Here is a 16,808-nt window from a genome sequence, read left to right as displayed (position 1 = left end):
AATAAGAGTTTCAAAGAGTTCTTGCGTAAGTCCTAATTATGCTTAGTTCTCCTGGTATGCTTTTTTTGCACAAAATCGCTTTTTTCAACAACCACCAAACAGCATCGTGTATTTTTAGCGATAGGTTGGGCTACGCGTAGACGCAAAGCGGCTTGTCGTAGACATCGCACCCCTAATCTATAATTTTACCAACTTTTTTAGGGTAAATTTTTGACTTGACTGGGAGTATCACAACGCACATCCTGCACCCGCAACTGTCAAAAAAGACTCTCAAAAGAAAAAATAGAGGATTAACAATTTAATTAAATCAACCTAACGAGGAAGACGAAATCCCTAAAAAGCTGTTACTTAATAACTAGTGACTTTTTGCCAAACATGATTTTGATAGCAGACGAATTGTGATGAATACAGCTAATTTTCCGTGGCTGACGACGATTATTCTGTTGCCGATAGCCGCTTCACTACTGATTCCCATCATCCCGGATAAAGAAGGCAAAACAGTGCGCTGGTACTCCCTCGTCGTAGGGCTGATAGATTTTGCACTAATTGTTTATGCTTTTTATACTGGGTATGATTTCTCCAATCCAGATTTGCAGTTGGTGGAGAGTTACCCTTGGGTACCCCAACTAGATTTGAATTGGTCAGTAGGGGCAGATGGCTTATCCATGCCCCTAATTATTTTGACTGGATTCATTACCACGCTGGCGATATTAGCAGCTTGGCCTGTTACGTTCAAGCCGAAGCTATTTTACTTCTTGATTTTGGCGATGTATGGCGGTCAAATTGCCGTGTTCGCTGTCCAGGATATGCTGTTGTTTTTCCTGGTGTGGGAACTGGAACTAGTACCGATATACTTTCTGCTGTCGATTTGGGGAGGCAAAAGACGGCAGTATGCAGCGACCAAATTTATTTTATACACAGCAGGCGGTTCGCTGTTTATTTTGCTGTCTGCCCTGACAATGGGATTTTACGGCGATACGGTGACGTTTGACATGCGATCGCTCGCTTTAAAAGACTTCGCCCTCAATTTCCAACTTGCTGCCTATGCTGGCTTCCTGATTGCCTACGCCGTCAAGTTGCCGATTATTCCTTTGCATACCTGGCTACCTGATGCCCACGGTGAAGCTACAGCGCCCGTACATATGTTATTGGCAGGTATTCTTTTGAAAATGGGCGGTTACGCCTTAATTCGGATGAATGCCCAAATGCTCCCCGATGCCCACGCTTATTTTGCACCAGTTTTGGTGGTTTTGGGGGTAGTTAATATCATCTACGCAGCCTTAACATCCTTTGCCCAGCGCAACCTGAAGCGAAAAATTGCCTACTCCTCAATTTCTCACATGGGCTTTGTGATGATTGGTATTGCCTCCTTCACCGATTTGGGATTGAGTGGGGCAGTGTTACAAATGGTTTCCCACGGGTTAATTGGGGCGAGTTTGTTCTTCCTGGTTGGCGCAACTTACGATCGCACCCACACCCTAATGTTGGATGAAATGGGTGGTGTCGCTAAGAGAATGCCGAAGATTTTCGCCATGTTCACCACCTGTTCGATGGCTTCTTTGGCATTGCCAGGGATGAGCGGTTTCGTGGCAGAATTGATGGTATTTGTGGGCTTTGCTACTAGCGATGCTTATAGCTCTACCTTCAAAGTAATTGTGGTGTTCTTGATGGCAGTGGGAGTAATTTTAACTCCGATTTATCTGCTGTCGATGTTGCGAGAAATTTTCTACGGTAAAGAGAACGAGGAATTAGTTTCTCACCAAGCCTTGATAGATGCCGAACCCCGTGAAGTATTTATCATTGCCTGTTTGTTAATTCCAATTATTGGTATTGGTTTCTATCCAAAATTGCTGACTCAGATGTACGACGCTACAACTGTACAATTGACGGCAAGATTGCGTGATTCCGTGCCGACATTAGCACAGCAAAAAGACGATGCACTAAAGGTTTCTTTGAGTGCGCCGGAGATTGGTAATTAAGTTGCGATCGCTACTTTAGTTTAAATATTTATTGCTTTGAGGGCGGGTTTTATACCTGCCCTTTTTTATGTACATTACTTAGATAGTTTAAATATTCAAAATCCTTCTATTTTTTTCTAATGCCAAGAAGGTTTCCTCACCTTTGTAGAGAATATTAATTTGTCCTCCAAACACATCATCAATAGCCAAAAACTTCTTGCCCTCTATCTTTTCAAATTCGCAACCCACTATGACTCTAGAAATATTTCCAATATCAATATAATTAGCCGTACTTATCTGTTCAACACCCGTTAATCGGATGAAAATATAGGGTTCACCGACTGTAATACTTTTTTTTATTTCATCAGGCAACCAAACAGAATCCCAGCCAATAGCTAAAGTTATGGCTTGTTCATATCCAATGTTATAGAAAATACCTATCCAATAAGAATCATGTAATGTATATTGTTCATTAAAATCTCCAAAGCTCATATTTTTCCCTGACTGCCAAGGTAAGCAATTATTAATAATGTTTTGAGAAACCGAACTTGGGTAATAATTTTCTATCAAATTAAACAGCCCTACTTTTTAAGGTTTTTTCGAGGGATTTGCAAGATGAACTTGGCTAATCAAAATATATAGCAATCCTAAATGATTCATTAAACTTTTCTATTTGTTATCTTCGGGGTTAAGGTTAAAATTCTTTGGCCAAGTCAACCTCTGATTTAGTAAACTAGAAAAACTCATCGAACTAAGTCCAAAAAATCCTGTATGGGGTAAGTGAGTAGATGTATTTTTTACAGGTTTCATAAAAATAGATTTTAAGCTGATTGATTTGTTTGCAACCAGTTAAGTAAATCTTCCATAGCAGTAAAATCTAACAAAGCTTCGCCAAGGGTTTCTAATTGATTTAAAGAAAGAGATTTGATGCGCTCTTGCAATTCTGGTGATAATTCTCCCACTCGTCTTTGTAGTAACCTTAAAATAAGCTGTTGTTCACCTTCTTTTTTACCTTCTTCTTTACCTTCTTGTTTACCTTCTTGTTTTCCGCGCTCGTAGCCGATGCGCTCACCTGTCGTTACATATCTCATAGTCCGCTCCTGCTCAAATTGTTTAAACTCTTCCCAAAACTGATTTTCCAATGCCTTTGGTAATATCATAACCCAATCGATAAATCGATACAGATTACGAATATCCTGCTCTTCTAAGCCCAAATCATATAGTCTGCGAATTAAACTAAATTTCCATATTTTGCGTTGTTCGGCTGATGAACGTGTCTGCTGCGTTTTCAAATGCGCCATGACGACAGTTTCAAATGGATTATCGCTATTTTCTAACTCGTGAAAGCGATTTTCATAATCCAAAAGTTTAACACTACCAAATTCAAAATTTAAGCGAGTATTAGGATAATTGTAACTGTAATTGCTTGGTCGCCATTCGCGGTTTGAATCGCAGAGAATTGCAAGGCTAATCGCTGGTCGATCGAAGCGGTCAAATATGCGAAAATTGTAGGTAAACATCCGCTTGGCAAAGTTATCTTCTTTTTGTGCCTGAATTTCAACATGGACTAATAACCAAAGTTCTTCGCCTTGGGTTTGCCAAACTTTGACTAATTGATCGGCATATCTTTTACCCTGTTCAGCTTCACGAGCTATCTGTTGAAATTCTTTATCTAGAAATTCATAGGGACGTTCCCAATCAATTAATGCAGAAGTTTCGGGAAAAAAGAAATGCATTGCTTGGGGAAAATAAGCTTCTATAATTTCTTTCCAAGGGCTATCAAAATCAGCGCGTAGGCGTAGCCCATCGTAGACATCGCTAACATTAGTCATGAATTGATTGCAGATGATAATTTTTTAAAAATCCTAACATTAAGTTTTGCGTCGCTCAACCATAGCATTCAGAAGTCATTCGGTAAAAGCTGGGCGACATTAGCACAGAAAAAAAAGAAGCACCAAAGGTTTCTTTGAATGCGCTCTGAATCGCTAATTAAGTTGCGATCGCTAGTTTAATTTAAATACTTATTATTTTAAGAGCGGGTTTTATACCTGCCCTTTTTTGATGTAGATTACTTGAAGGCGATCGCTTAATTATCAGAATTCTGCTTAATCGGAATCTCAACCCAAAATTCTGCTCCCTTTCCTAGTTCTGAAATGCACCAAATTGCTCCATTGTGTTTTTCTGCGACAATCTGAGCGCTAATTGCCAGTCCTAATCCTGTGCCTTTACCTGCGGGTTTTGTGGTAAAGAAAGGGTCAAATAGTCGTTGCTTTACTACTTCGGTCATGCCGGGGCCATTATCTGCAACTTGTACAGTTATGCGATCCGAATTGCGTAAATCAGTACGAATTACAATCTGGCTGGGGTTAGCTTCTATGTTCTCAGGAGTTCGCTGATTGTTGTAACTATCCAGGGCATCAATAGCATTACTGATGAGATTCATGAACACCTGATTCAGTTGTCCGGCATAGCACTCTACTAAGGGAATATCACCATATTCCTTGACTATTTCAATTCCGGCATTTCCAGGCGTTTGTTTGAAGCGATTTTGTAAAATTAGTAATGTGCTATCAATACCTTCATGAATGTTGACAGGCTTCATATCCGCTTCGTCAAGTCGAGAAAAATTCCGCAAGGATAGAACTATTTCACGAATGCGATTAGCTCCCATTTTCATTGAAACTAATATTTTAGGTAGATCCTCAGCCATAAAGTCAAGGTCGATCGCTTCTATATGAGCTTGCACTTCCGATGCTGAATTAGTATTGGACTTTTGATAGAGTTCTACTAGTTTCAACAAGCCCAACGTATATTCACTTACATGGGTTAGATTGCCATAAATGAAGTTAACTGGGTTATTGATTTCATGAGCTACACCAGCCACTAATTGACCTAAACTGGACATTTTTTCGGTCTGAATCAGTTGAGCTTGAGTCTGTTTTAAATTATGCAAAGCTTGGTTGAGTTGTTCTGCCTGGGCATTAGCCGCAGCAGTAGCAGCGCGGCTTTGATTATACAATTGTGCCTGGTCAATAGCGATCGCTAACTTGTCAGCCACACCTCGAATCAGTTCCACTTCATCATCACTCCAGCAACGAAGCGCTCTACTATGTTCGCAGACAATTACACCCAAGCGACCCGACTGAGTTTGAACCGAAACTGTTAATAGAGACTTAAAGCCCCAAGTCACTAGTAAATCCCGATTTTTGGAATCAAGCCAGGAATCTGTAGCAATGTCATCTAAGCAAAGCAAATCCCCTCGTAGAACAGCCTCACTCAGCACTTCCACCTTCTGAATAGGAGAATAGCCCAAGGAATTTAGCAAATCGGGAGCGCAGGCTTCCTGACTGAGTTCAAAGCTAGTAGATTCATCTTGTTTATCGCACCAAAGAAACTGGCATCGATCGATTTGGAGCAGTTCCCGAACTTCACCCACTACTGTACTCAAAATCGTATTTAGATCCAGCGAGTTCCGAATTTGACTAGATAGACAAGTTTTAAGAATTTTTTCCCGCTCAACTAGCTCTCGCAACTGAGCTTCAGACTGCCTTAACTCTAGCTGTACCATCTGACGATTGACACTAGCTTTTGCTAGTAGCCAAGAACCAATGCCAATTAGTCCTACCAACCCAGCATATAGCGGTAGCAATTGACTCAAAAATCGGTTTGATTTGGTCGTCAACGTCTCTGGCGACACCCATGAGACAATCTTCCAGTAATACGACTTGGTGTCAATTTGATTTTGGCTTGGTGCAAAAGCCTGTCCTGCTCCCGTACTAGATTTTTGCCCTTCGACAAGCGGGTAGACTGTGGTAAAAGTGAACATTCCCTCAGCAATTTGGAATTGTCCCGATTCTTTTTGAGAAATTTGTTGCCATGCTTGGGGAAAAGCTTTGCCAAAAGTCCGGTTTTTGCGATCGGGAAACATAAATCCCCATTCATCATCAGATTTCGCCCCTTTTAACCAGTAGCCATCGGCATTTATCAGCATTCCCTGGCTAGGGGCGTTACCGAGGGTTTGATTAAAATTTTCCAGCAGTTTGCTGCCGAAATAATTTAACACCACGATGCCTCGTTTCTGTCCACGACTATCAAAAACAGGAGTGCCAAACCTGATCATTGGCTTGAGGGGTTGTTCAACCTGACCTCGTTCAATATTTAGGTCAAGGGGAGAGACAAACACTTGTCCTTGGTTCAGCCGCAAAGTGTCATTAAACCAATAGCGCTTGGCTTGCACTTGCAGCTTTTCTTCGGGGACAATCCCTGGTTCACCTTGTTTGAAGTTGACTCTGACAACTTCCTTACCCGATCGATCCAAAAAGCGAATTTGATCGTAAAGTTTTTTATATCGAGAAAATAATAAAAATTCTTTGGAAAGTGCTTGTTGTTGTCCATCCACTCCTTCTAAAATTCCCTGTAACTCGTTTTCTCCAGAGATAACCATCAAATCTGAAACAACGGAGTGAAAATCTGCGCTAATTACTTTTGTTTGTAAATCTACCTTGCCGAGTTCATTCGTTTTTAATAAAACTTTCTCAGTTTGTAGCTGCTGATAGTAGATAGCCCCTAAAATACCCCCAACTAACGCTGACAATGGCAAAAAAACAGTTAAAAAATTTTTGATTAAAATTCGTGAATGGATCTGTGGTGACATATCTGATACTTAAGTACGACTCAAAAATCGGGCTAAAAATCAGCTAAGTTCCAGCCGCGCCACATTTTCTGAGTCAAGGTTGAGAGAAGACTTTTTCTCCTGGTAGATATAGGTAATCAGCCCAGCTACCAAATTCACCATGAAATTGAATACTCTGCGACTTCTGGAATGTTCTAGTTGAACAATATTCCACCCTTTTTTGCTATTGTCAGTTAGACACTCTGGTAGTCAGTACCGAAAAACCACGAATTTAATGTAAAGATTTTACACTTCAAGTACTTAATTACTGAGAAGAAAGACAGAAGGCGATGTCTATGATGGGCTACACCCACGCTAAAAATGGTTTTTCATTTTTGCGCTGCGATCGCACATCAATAGATTACCTACAATCTATCTAGAATCAGATTTGGCAAAACCGCTCATGTTAAACTACAATCCACTGCATTGTTTGCCATCTTCCGAAGAACTACCCGACTCAGATGATACTGCTGTGGATAATGAACTCCAAAATTTAATTCCCGGCTTGCTGAAAACGACACTGGCTTTGGTTTGGTGCGATCGTTGGGATTGGTTCTTTGGTGTTGATATGGGTATTTATTATCACCCAGACAAACCAGCCATCGTCCCTGATGGGTTTCTTAGCTTAGGAGTTAAACGCTTCATCGATGAGGATTTACGCCTAAGTTATGTGCTGTGGGAAGAAAAGAAGCAGCCAATTTTAGCACTAGAAGTTGTTTCCCAAATATATCGGGAAGAATATAGCAGCAAGCAAGAATTCTATGCCAAAGAATTAGGAATTTTGTACTACGTTGTATATAGTCCGCTTCGGCGTAGAAAGACACCTTTGGAGGTGTATCACCTAGTTGATGGGGAATATATCTTAATGTCAGGAAATCCCGTTTGGCTGCCAGAAATTGGTTTAGGAATTGGGCGAGAACGGGGAATTTATCAGGGTATAGTGCGGGAGTGGCTGTACTGGTATGACGAGGAAGGGCAAAAATTGCTGACACCAGAAGAACGCATCAGGGAAGCGGAAGAACGCACAGCTTTTGAAGAACAGCGACGAGTGGAAGCAGAACAACAGGTGAAAATGTTAATTGAAAGGTTGAATGCGCTAGGTGTCGATCCCGAAAGTTTGTTATAGATTCACCAAATTTTGTATTTTTTGCTGCCTTAATGTTAATTAGCTTCCTGGGTAGGGAATTATATCTATAAAGCAACTCATAGCTTGATGGTGCAAATCGTCATGGCTTGTTGCTCAATAAATATATTTACCAAAACCTGCATCAAAAATATGGAAGTTAAATTAGGATTTGGAGCAGTCCCAAAACCTCAATATGTCTTTGTTAGCAGAGAATCCGATCATTGTTGGTATATGCTTGCTGAAGATGAAAAACGTATCCCAATTTATGAAAGAGCCTTGACTGGGGTAATTACAGGGATAGAAGTTAATAAAAAAGTTGAAAATACATTCGGAGAAGTTATCAGAACAGATTTAAATGTTTTGGCAGATAAACCTTATATTATCCGCTCAGGAAGTGATACCTATTTTTGTAAAGGTTTATTGCTATCTTTAGATATTCTTACTCTTGAACAATTGCTTCATCCACTTACTATTGCCGTTAGTCCTGGAGATAAAAAAGTAGTATTCTGTAATATTTACGATCCAATAACTTATCGTTCTGTAGGTGTTAGTTGGGATGGGCATAAGGAATTAGACTGGCAAGCTTTAGGGCAAAAAGTAAGTTTAAAAATTAATAAAATTCACAATTTTAATCAAGATAAAAATCAATCTCAACCAGAAATAGCTGACAGTATAAAAACGGTTGAACCTCGTGATGTTTTTATAGCTAAAACTGACACATATTTAGCTCAATTAAATTGGACTCCAGAGCAGGGAAGGGAGTATTTACAGCAAAAATATGGCAAGCGATCGCGTCTACAACTCACTGATATAGAAATTTTGGACTTTATTGATTATCTGAAGCTACAACTAACCTAAAATAACTAGAGTTAAATAAAAGTACGTGATATTAAAATACTTGCATGAACGTCTATTGTTTGCAGCACAGCGAACAGACTTTCCTCTATTGATAGCATGAAAATTTGGATTGATGCTCAGTAATTGTTGGGTTTCCTTACTTCAAATCAATTTACAGTGATGTGCGATCGCTTATCCATTGCATTGAGATTTTAGCCCCTGTGCGATCGCACAAGTAGTGTAGTTGCTAAAGATACATAAATTTCTATGAGTTAGATGATGCATTCGATGATGGTTTAGAATCATCTAATTCAGTCAGAGCTATCTTGACACACGCACGAACACCTTTCCAATCAAGTTCTGATAAGTGACCAATCCAAACCAAATTAGCAGAGGGTGGTAAGGTGACGATAAAACTTCTGAAAACAGACGCAACCCGCAAACCTGCTGCCCAATCCTGAAGTGTGTAATCAGTAATTCCAAGGGCAGTTGTCCGAGTAGTGATGAGTCCAATGATCACATCGGGACGAGTTGCGTGATAAGTGGCAGATGACAGAACTACAGCAGGACGACGCTTAATACCAGTGACACCGGGAAAATCAACTGTGACTACATCACCGGGATTGAACGTCACTAAACTGTCTCCTCGCTTTCAGGGAAAATTGAAGCTGCATACTCTAAGGAGAAGGATGCTAAATCAAGCCGATCTTGTTCAGTCCAGGTATCACTTTGGTCGATGATAGATAAGTTTTGCTCGACTAGCTCATTTAGAATCAGGGTTGCCAAACGTAGCCGCTCAGTTGGTGACAAGTTACAAACAACTTGGCTGTATATCTCTTGGGCAGTATTGGACATAATTAACCTCCTGTGTCTTATCCTAACAGTTGTGATGCCTGCGGCAAGGCGTTAAAAAGCTACTATGCACAAGTCGTGTAGTTGCTGAAGATACATAAATTTTTAGGTTTCCTCACTTCAAATCAATCTACAGTCATGAGCGATCGCTTATCCATTGCATTGAGGTGTTAGCCTCCCACAGCGATCGCACTCAACACGAGCAGGATTGACAACTGTATTCATCGCAGTCTCAAATTTATACCTTCTGAATGTTCTTTAGTGAGTATCTCCGGGAAGCATAAGTATAAGGTGATGCCTTATACTTATGCTTAACCCGTAGACAAGTACTAACCAAATACTAATTACAATCAGGAGTATTTCATGATTCCATTGATTTTGGGTGCTGCTGCTTTGGCTACTGGAGCCTTCGGAGCAGTAAAAAGTGCTAAAGGCATTGGCAATATGAACCAGGCAAAGGAAATTGGTGAACAGGCTCAACAAAAACACGAAAGTACCTTGCAAAACTTAAAAGCAGCCTGGGAAATTACCAACCAGTCAGCAGAAGTTTATGGTCAAATGCAGCTTCGTATCAAGCAGGGTACAATTTCAAACTTTATAGCTTTTATTGAGAGAATTGGTCAGCGAGCTTCCCAAAACAATCTGGACATTGTAGCTGGATTAGACATCTCCACTCAGCAAATTCAGGAGTACAAAACAGAAGTTATCAAAGCTGAACAGTGGGTGAAAGGTGGTGTGTCAGCAGCCGTTGCAGCTTCAGCAGCAGGTTCTAGTGCAATTACCTTAGCAAGAAGTGTTGGTAAAGTTCCTGTTTCCCAGTTCTTTGGATTGTGGAATACTAATGTCGCTATCTCACAACTTAGTGGTACTGCGGCTTTGACTGGAGCCATAGGTTGGTTAGGCGGTGGTAGTATGGCGGTTGGTGGTGCTGTATTGGGAGGTATTACACTTGGCCCCGCGTTGATGGTTGGGGGTTTTCAACTTGCTGGTAAGGGTGAGGAAGCTTTGACTAAAGCGCGAGAGTATGAAGCTAATGTCAATGTAGAGATTGCCAATATTGAAGCAGCTCAATATTTTCTCTTACAGGTTAAACGGCGAACAGTGGAACTAGCAAATTTAGTGTGTAATTTAAACAACCGTGCTAAATCTGCACTTCAGAAGCTTGAAGCCCAACCTTTTAATCGCGATCGCGATGCTAGCAAATTTCAAGAGGTAGCACTTTTAATTAAAGCACTTGCAGAAATTATGAAAATTCCTATTTTAGATAATCAAGGACTGTTAAATCCTTCTACTTTAACCATCCAAGCTAAATACAAAACTCTGGGAGGTATTTAACAATGGTTTTACCAAGTGTCGGTACAATATGTACTGCGGTTAACGCCACAAAATCGTTAGTAAGCATTGTTTCCAGTTACAAGCAAATTGGAGAGCAAGAACAGACTAAAAGGCGTGAGATAGCAGCTTTAGAAAAAACACAATGTGTTAACGCAGTTTCTTCAGCCTATACTGAATACAAAATAATTGCCGAACAAGAAAAGACAAAAAGACGAGAGATTGAGGCTTGGGAAAAAGAAACAATCACCAAGATAAACGCCCAGCGAGAGTTGCTGATGGCGTATCTAGATCGCTCTTTTGATGAACGTGCAGAAAACTTTCGCGCTTTATTTGTTGTCGTTGATAATGCGATCGCATCTGGCAATAATGAGCAACTAGCCCTTACCTTAAATTCAATCACAGAAATTGCTAAATCAAGCCCTTTCAAAGACCTTGCAAATTTAGCTTCTGTTCGCGCCGCCCTAGATGATCCAGATCACGAATGGACATTTTGATTTTATAAAAGTGCGATCGCTCTCCTAAAACTTTCTAAAAAGCCTGCCAACGTAGGCTTTTTTATGTAGTGTGAGACTTACAGGCTAGAGGCGCTCTGAGATAATAGCGATCGCAAAGCTGCACTTGATGCGATCGCAATAGTTGGGCTGTCTGTTCAATCCACAAGTTAAAATCTGCTTTATAAGTTGCGCTCATAGCCTTTATCGATCGGTTGCATAGCTTAGGCAAGCCAAAATATCCTCTTGTGTCAAATAAGGAAAGTCATCAAGCAATTCCTCGTAGGTCATGCCAGAGGCAAGATAAGATAAGATAAAACATCGTATACAGTAATTCGCATTCCTCGAATACAAGGCTTACCACCTCGTTTTCCTGGTTCGATTGTAATAATGTTTTGATACTGCACAGCTATTCAAACCTCAAAAATCTTCATCATCAACAAAAAACTCCGCATCGTCTTCTAATCGAGAATTACGCTGGCCAATACCAGCAAGTCCCCAAAGAGGTTGCAGCAATGCCATACCAATTAACCCGACAACGGCACTAAAAGCCAACACTAAACCCATTGGGATCTGAATAGATTGGAATGTTAAGAATTTTAACGATACGGGTGTGGCATTTTGGACTGAAATAATTGCGATCGCAATTACCCAAACCGCTACAACTAGAGATGTCAAAAAAGGAGCGATTTTCATAGTTTGATAAAACTCAGGAGTTAATAATTATTAACTTATAACTCCTAATTCTGACTGAATTAAACTGCTACTGCCTCTAATTTAGCAATGATTCTCTCTAGCTCTTGGGCGATTTGGGTGAGTTTTTCGGGAGTATTGGTTTCTAGATAGACGCGCACCAGTGGTTCTGTACCGGAAGGACGCAGTAAAACCCAACTACCTTCTTCTAAATACAGCTTAATACCATCTTTACGCCCCACTTCCTTGACTTTAATTCCTGCTACCTCTGTTGGTGGATTTTTAGTAAAGGAGTCGATGACAGCGGTTTTGTGCGCCTCTGTGAGGTGCAAGTCTAGGCGGTTGTTGTAAAGTGGCCCATCGGCTTCGGCGATCGCTTCCTTAACCATCTGACTCAGAGGTTTACCTTCATAGGCGATCGCTTCTGCCACCAGCATATCGGCTAATATCCCGTCTTTTTCGGGAATATGCCCGATAATACTCAAACCACCTGATTCTTCTCCACCGATTAACACGGCAGTTTCCCGCATTTTTTCGCCGATATATTTAAAACCGACTGCTGTCTCGTAAATTTGCAGTCCATTTTTAGCCGCGAAATTATCCAGCAAGTGAGTTGTGGCCACAGTGCGGACTATCGCGCCAGTTTTACCTTTATTTCTGATTAAATGACGTGCTAGAACCAACAGCACAGTATTAGGAGTCAGGACGGTTCCTTGTTCATCAACAATACCAAAGCGATCGCTATCTCCATCCGTTGCCAAACCCAAATCAGCGCGATCGCGAACTACTGCTTCCACTAACTCAACTAATTGTTCTCCTTTGGGTTCTGGCATTCCACCCCCAAATAAAACATCTCTCCAATCGTGGAAACTTTCTAACTGAACGCCACTATGTTGCAAAACTTCATCTAAATAGCCGCGAGAGGTAGAATACAAAGCATCGTACTTTACCTTTAAATTAGCGCTTTTAATCTTTTCTATATCAAGTAGAGTGTAGATAAATTGCAGGTAATCTGGTTTCGGATCGAAAATTGAAATTGAACCTGATGGGTTATTCCCAGGTAACTCATCCGATGCACTTTCTATATTTGCCACAATAGTATCAGTAATCTCTGGAGTGGCAGGCCCAGCATAATCAGGTATATATTTAATTCCACAGTAGGGTGCTGGATTATGGCTAGCAGTAAACATCAATGCCCCAGCAGAATTTAAATGACGGGCGTTGTAGGCAATTACTGGTGTGGGGCAATCCCGATCGGTAATTTTCACAGTCCAACCCAAGTCTGCCAAAACTTGGGCCGCTGTTTGGGCAAACTGGTCAGCTAAAAAGCGAGTATCGTAGGCAATAAGTACTGGTCTATCTTTTGTGTAAGCTGTTTCCAAGTAAGTGGCTATTGCTCTTGTTACTTTTCGCACATTGGGGAAAGTAAAGTCATCGGCAATAATCCCTCGCCATCCATCAGTGCCAAATTTTATCTTGCTGGACATTTTTGCTACTTGCTCCCGTACATCATCAGTACTATTAAAGCTTCCCGCAAAGCGTGTGTAGCAGCAAGTATCCCCGAAGTTCTTTTCTAAGAAAGCCTTAGCTTAAACTTCTCCCCACCGTATTTTCTCTCACTGTTTCTGAGCAATGTCAACCCCCGATCGACCTTTTGCCAGTTATCACCTTTGGTCTCTAGTTGCCCCAGCGACCGGGCAAGAACGCTGGCATTGCCAGATGAGACGGGGGTTTATCAAAGCGCGGCAACACGAACCACAAGTCAAAGCGCTTTTAGGGCAAGCCACCGCACCCCAGCGCATTGGCATACTCGCCCAAAAAGGCATTTATGAGTTTCATCATCACAGGCATCTGTTGAAGCAAGCAGATGGTGTAGAAAGAGTTGCACAGCTACTTAAATTAAGCAACTCAAGCGTTCAAGTCCAGCAACGCGTGCTGCAAATTTTGCAAAAATATCACAATTCGCCGTTGCTTTTGGATAAAGATATTATCCAATTAACTCCGGGTGATGAAGGCTTTCCTAAACCGATAGTAGTTGAACAAGAAGACTATTGCTTTCGCTTATACGCGGCTATGGACTGCGTTTTTATTGAGTCTGATAAAACTTTACATATTTTAGATTTCAAAACTGGTAAATCAGCTTTTGACAAACGACAGGCATTAGTTTATTTGCTAGCTGCTCGTTATCTTTATCCTGGGCGAGAAGCTGTTGCATCATTTTATAATTTGGAAATTTGTAAAAAATCTGAGTTAATTACTATTAATAATAATAGTGAATTAGAATCTTTAAAATTTGAGTTGGCGAATATTGCCCACAAGCACCAGCACGATTTGCAAAAATATCAGGAAGAGACTAGTAATTTCAGTAAAATATTCCCTCCAAATCCTGGCTCTCATTGCCGCTTTTGCCCATTTAACTCGATTTGTGAGTTTGCCGATTTTAAGCAGCATCAATCATATCCATTGCCCAGTTTAAGAGTTAATAGCTAATTGATTTACCTATGTAGCTTGGTTCAGTTTTCAAACAAATCTACTAAATACTCGTATTTTTACTGACCTTATTCTCTACTCCTATCAGACAACCTAGATGTCAGATACACCGATTTTTATCTTTGGTTGTAAGGAGTTAAGACTAGTGCGATTAACCACAAATAAATCTGTATTTAGATTAGTAGGAATTTGGACGTTTCTTTTACTTCTAATATTTAAGGGAATTTTACCTAAACCTGTTTATGCGTTGCTGTCGTCTCTAAACGCTTGTGCTGTTCAACCTGAATGTGCTGCTGCTGGCTCGGAATTAGCTTCTACTGCGAAGGCTGCAATTAGCACAAATAAAGCTCAAAATGAGCAGGCTCCAAATAAAGCTAAGGAGAGATATTGTTCTTTTTATCCACTTAATTTGGTTTGTGGCCCACAAGGTCAATCTTCAGTTCTTTATAATTACAAATTTCACCAAACAGTACATTATAGGAGTCCTGGCTCTCCCGACAAATTTGTAACTCATCATTATCGAAGTTGGCGACCTGTACCAGGGGCAATTAGAAGTTTAGCTCAATATCCAGGTATTGAATTTGGTGGTGGTTATCCTCAATCTGGTGATTATGTAACGTGGATTCATTTAAATGATGGAGATGGTAATAATCAAACTCGTGGAGTCGTTTATGAATACTCAACTGGCGACACCATGACATGGGATGATTATGCAAATTATTCTAACAATAATGTTGAAGGAGAATGGATTAGTGATGTGGTTCGTGCTGATATACAGCTAGATAATTCATCCCCTCATGATAGTAAAGATTGACTTCAATAAAAGCGCGATGTGGCTGTTCAATTAATAAATCTTTATCAAATTAGAGGTTGCTGGCATGAATAAGCTTTATACGCTTCTCCAAAAGATTAAAGAAAATCCAGTTATCTACATAGACAAGCCATCAATTACTTGTCTTCATTCATTCTTAACTGGGTATTTAAGTAGTCTAATCACACTCGGATTTACTACAATAGGCTCTTGTGGAATGGAAGGGTTTCAAGAGTGGATACAAGAAAGAGCAAAAACTAATGTGACTCAATCTTGGGCTGGGATAATTCTCTCTTACTCTGGAAGTGAACGAGCTGCTTTTAATAGGTTTTTTGAAGAATTTGAACAGTTCTTAAAGCAGAAAGATGATTCAAAAAGTCAAAATAGTGAAGGCATTTCAAGGCTTAGTGAGGATATGAGGTTTCCTCGGTTTGATATTTACAACGAGATTCTAACTAATATAAAGAAAAGACCAGGAATGTATTTAGGAGCTAATTCACCAATTACTATACTAGATATGCGTTTGCGAGGATATAGTCTGGCTCGAAGAGAAGTTGGCGTACCTCCAACTGAGCCAGAAAGGGAATTTGAAGGTTTTCAATCATGGATTGAAGAAAAATATGGAATTAACTCAGGTCAGTCATGGTCTAAAATAATTCTTTTCTATTCTGTAGACGAGCATGAGGCACTACATAAGTTTTTTGAATTGTTTGAAGAATACTTGAATAGGAACAAGAGTTTAGATGTAGACGAAATTAGTGGTTAAGCAGGAAGTATAAAAGTGCATTAGCCTACGGCATAATAACACACCCTAGTCCCTAAATTAAATTGGAGTAATTAATATGATGAATCTTTCTACGCTTCTCCAAAAGATTAAAGAAAATCCCGTTATGTACATAGATAAGCCATCAATTACTTGCCTTAAATCCTTTGTCGGGGGGTATTTAGGTCAACTAAGTGATTTAGGATTAACTCCAGAAGGCTACCCAATGGAAGGATTTCAAGAATGGATACAAGAAAGAGCAAAAACTAATTTGACTCAATCTTGGGCTGGAATACTTATATTTTCCTGTGGTAGTGACAGAAATGCTTTCTATCGTTTTTTTGAACTATTTGAAAAATTTATAAAACAGAAAAATGATTCAAAAATTCAAGGAAGTGAAGACGTTTTAAGGCTTCGTCAGGATTTGATGTTTCCTCGGTTTGATATTTACAACGAGATTCTAAGTAACATAAAGAAAAGACCAGGAATGTTTTTAGGGACTAATTCAATCACTAGACTTGATATGCTTTTGCGAGGATATAGTCTGGCTCGAAAAGAAGTTGATGTACCTCCAACTGAGCCAGAAAGGGAATTTCAAGGTTTTCAATCATGGGTTGAAGAAAAATATGGAATTAACTCAGGTCAATCATGGTCTAAAATAATTCTTTTCTATTCTGTAGACGAGCATGAGGCACTACAGAAATTTTTTGAATTGTTTGAAGAATACTTGAATAGCAACAAGAGTTCAGAAGTAGACGAAATTTGTGGTTAAACAGAGAA

The 16,808-nt window shown here is 40.1% G+C and carries 17 protein-coding genes and 1 pseudogene; 9 read left to right on the top strand and 9 right to left on the bottom strand.

Annotated elements, in window-relative coordinates:
• Positions 1–401: 401 nt before the first annotated feature.
• On the top strand, positions 402–1,979 hold the full coding sequence (locus V7L01_RS08795; protein WP_335033794.1) for an NAD(P)H-quinone oxidoreductase subunit 4: 1,578 nt from the start codon (positions 402–404) through the stop codon (positions 1,977–1,979).
• Positions 1,980–2,066: 87 nt separating this feature from the next.
• Here V7L01_RS08795 and V7L01_RS08790 read toward each other — a convergent pair whose 3' ends face one another.
• The 3 genes from V7L01_RS08790 to V7L01_RS08780 form a co-directional block, all read right to left on the bottom strand.
• Positions 2,067–2,528, bottom strand: coding sequence for a hypothetical protein (locus tag V7L01_RS08790; RefSeq protein WP_335033792.1), 462 nt, complete (start codon positions 2,526–2,528; stop codon positions 2,067–2,069).
• 251 nt (positions 2,529–2,779) lie between these two features.
• Positions 2,780–3,790 carry a DUF4351 domain-containing protein gene (locus V7L01_RS08785; RefSeq protein WP_335033791.1) on the bottom strand — a complete coding sequence of 337 codons (1,011 nt, stop codon included), beginning with the start codon at positions 3,788–3,790 and terminating at the stop codon, positions 2,780–2,782.
• 254 nt (positions 3,791–4,044) lie between these two features.
• Complete coding sequence (locus V7L01_RS08780) at positions 4,045–6,612, bottom strand: ATP-binding protein (protein WP_335033789.1); 2,568 nt, start codon at positions 6,610–6,612, stop codon at positions 4,045–4,047.
• Between the two features lie 421 nt (positions 6,613–7,033).
• Between V7L01_RS08780 and V7L01_RS08775 the strand changes: the two genes are divergently transcribed.
• Both V7L01_RS08775 and V7L01_RS08770 read left to right on the top strand, forming a co-directional pair.
• Positions 7,034–7,756: a Uma2 family endonuclease gene (locus tag V7L01_RS08775; protein WP_335033787.1), complete on the top strand. Its 723-nt coding sequence runs from the start codon at positions 7,034–7,036 to the stop codon at positions 7,754–7,756.
• A gap of 150 nt (positions 7,757–7,906) precedes the next feature.
• Entirely contained in the window at positions 7,907–8,614 is a 708-nt protein-coding gene (locus V7L01_RS08770) for a hypothetical protein (protein ID WP_335034173.1), read from the top strand.
• 244 nt (positions 8,615–8,858) lie between these two features.
• Here V7L01_RS08770 and V7L01_RS08765 read toward each other — a convergent pair whose 3' ends face one another.
• A complete protein-coding gene (locus tag V7L01_RS08765) occupies positions 8,859–9,227 on the bottom strand; it encodes a type II toxin-antitoxin system PemK/MazF family toxin (protein ID WP_335033785.1) in 369 nt (122 codons plus the stop codon).
• A complete protein-coding gene (locus V7L01_RS08760; RefSeq protein WP_335033783.1) occupies positions 9,227–9,448 on the bottom strand; it encodes a hypothetical protein in 222 nt (73 codons plus the stop codon). The genes V7L01_RS08765 and V7L01_RS08760 overlap by 1 nt, the downstream gene beginning before the upstream one ends.
• 360 nt (positions 9,449–9,808) lie before the next feature.
• Here V7L01_RS08760 and V7L01_RS08755 point away from each other — a divergent pair, with 360 nt between their 5' ends.
• Both V7L01_RS08755 and V7L01_RS08750 read left to right on the top strand, forming a co-directional pair.
• Positions 9,809–10,780 (top strand): hypothetical protein, encoded by a 972-nt coding sequence (locus V7L01_RS08755; RefSeq protein ID WP_335033782.1) that lies wholly within the window; start codon positions 9,809–9,811, stop codon positions 10,778–10,780.
• A gap of 2 nt (positions 10,781–10,782) precedes the next feature.
• Positions 10,783–11,274 carry a hypothetical protein gene (locus V7L01_RS08750; RefSeq protein ID WP_335033781.1) on the top strand — a complete coding sequence of 164 codons (492 nt, stop codon included), beginning with the start codon at positions 10,783–10,785 and terminating at the stop codon, positions 11,272–11,274.
• A 61-nt stretch (positions 11,275–11,335) separates the two neighbouring features.
• Here the strand turns inward: V7L01_RS08750 and V7L01_RS08745 are convergent, their stop codons facing one another.
• From V7L01_RS08745 to V7L01_RS08730, 4 genes and pseudogenes are all read right to left on the bottom strand, one after another.
• Positions 11,336–11,470, bottom strand: a complete 135-nt coding sequence (locus V7L01_RS08745; RefSeq protein WP_335033780.1) for a DUF29 family protein — start codon at positions 11,468–11,470, stop codon at positions 11,336–11,338.
• Positions 11,471–11,475: 5 nt separating this feature from the next.
• Positions 11,476–11,678: pseudogene (locus V7L01_RS08740) on the bottom strand (DUF433 domain-containing protein).
• Positions 11,679–11,691: 13 nt separating this feature from the next.
• A complete protein-coding gene (locus tag V7L01_RS08735; RefSeq protein ID WP_069068625.1) occupies positions 11,692–11,967 on the bottom strand; it encodes a LapA family protein in 276 nt (91 codons plus the stop codon).
• 59 nt (positions 11,968–12,026) lie between these two features.
• Positions 12,027–13,451, bottom strand: a complete 1,425-nt coding sequence (locus V7L01_RS08730; protein WP_335033778.1) for a phosphoglucomutase/phosphomannomutase family protein — start codon at positions 13,449–13,451, stop codon at positions 12,027–12,029.
• 145 nt (positions 13,452–13,596) lie between these two features.
• Here V7L01_RS08730 and V7L01_RS08725 point away from each other — a divergent pair, with 145 nt between their 5' ends.
• The 4 genes from V7L01_RS08725 to V7L01_RS08710 all read left to right on the top strand — a co-directional run bounded on the left by V7L01_RS08725 (position 13,597) and on the right by V7L01_RS08710 (position 16,800).
• Entirely contained in the window at positions 13,597–14,454 is an 858-nt protein-coding gene (locus V7L01_RS08725; protein WP_335033776.1) for a PD-(D/E)XK nuclease family protein, read from the top strand.
• Between the two features lie 145 nt (positions 14,455–14,599).
• Positions 14,600–15,268: a hypothetical protein gene (locus V7L01_RS08720; protein WP_335033774.1), complete on the top strand. Its 669-nt coding sequence runs from the start codon at positions 14,600–14,602 to the stop codon at positions 15,266–15,268.
• Positions 15,269–15,332: 64 nt separating this feature from the next.
• Positions 15,333–16,031 carry a hypothetical protein gene (locus tag V7L01_RS08715; protein WP_335033772.1) on the top strand — a complete coding sequence of 233 codons (699 nt, stop codon included), beginning with the start codon at positions 15,333–15,335 and terminating at the stop codon, positions 16,029–16,031.
• A gap of 76 nt (positions 16,032–16,107) precedes the next feature.
• Positions 16,108–16,800 (top strand): hypothetical protein, encoded by a 693-nt coding sequence (locus tag V7L01_RS08710; RefSeq protein ID WP_335033770.1) that lies wholly within the window; start codon positions 16,108–16,110, stop codon positions 16,798–16,800.
• Positions 16,801–16,808 lie beyond the last annotated feature (8 nt).

Source organism: Nostoc sp. (genome assembly GCF_036917095.1).
GTDB lineage: Bacteria > Cyanobacteriota > Cyanobacteriia > Cyanobacteriales > Nostocaceae > Nostoc.
The sequence above is the reverse complement of the archived record's forward strand: the minus strand, read 5'-3'. Positions and strand labels throughout refer to the sequence as shown.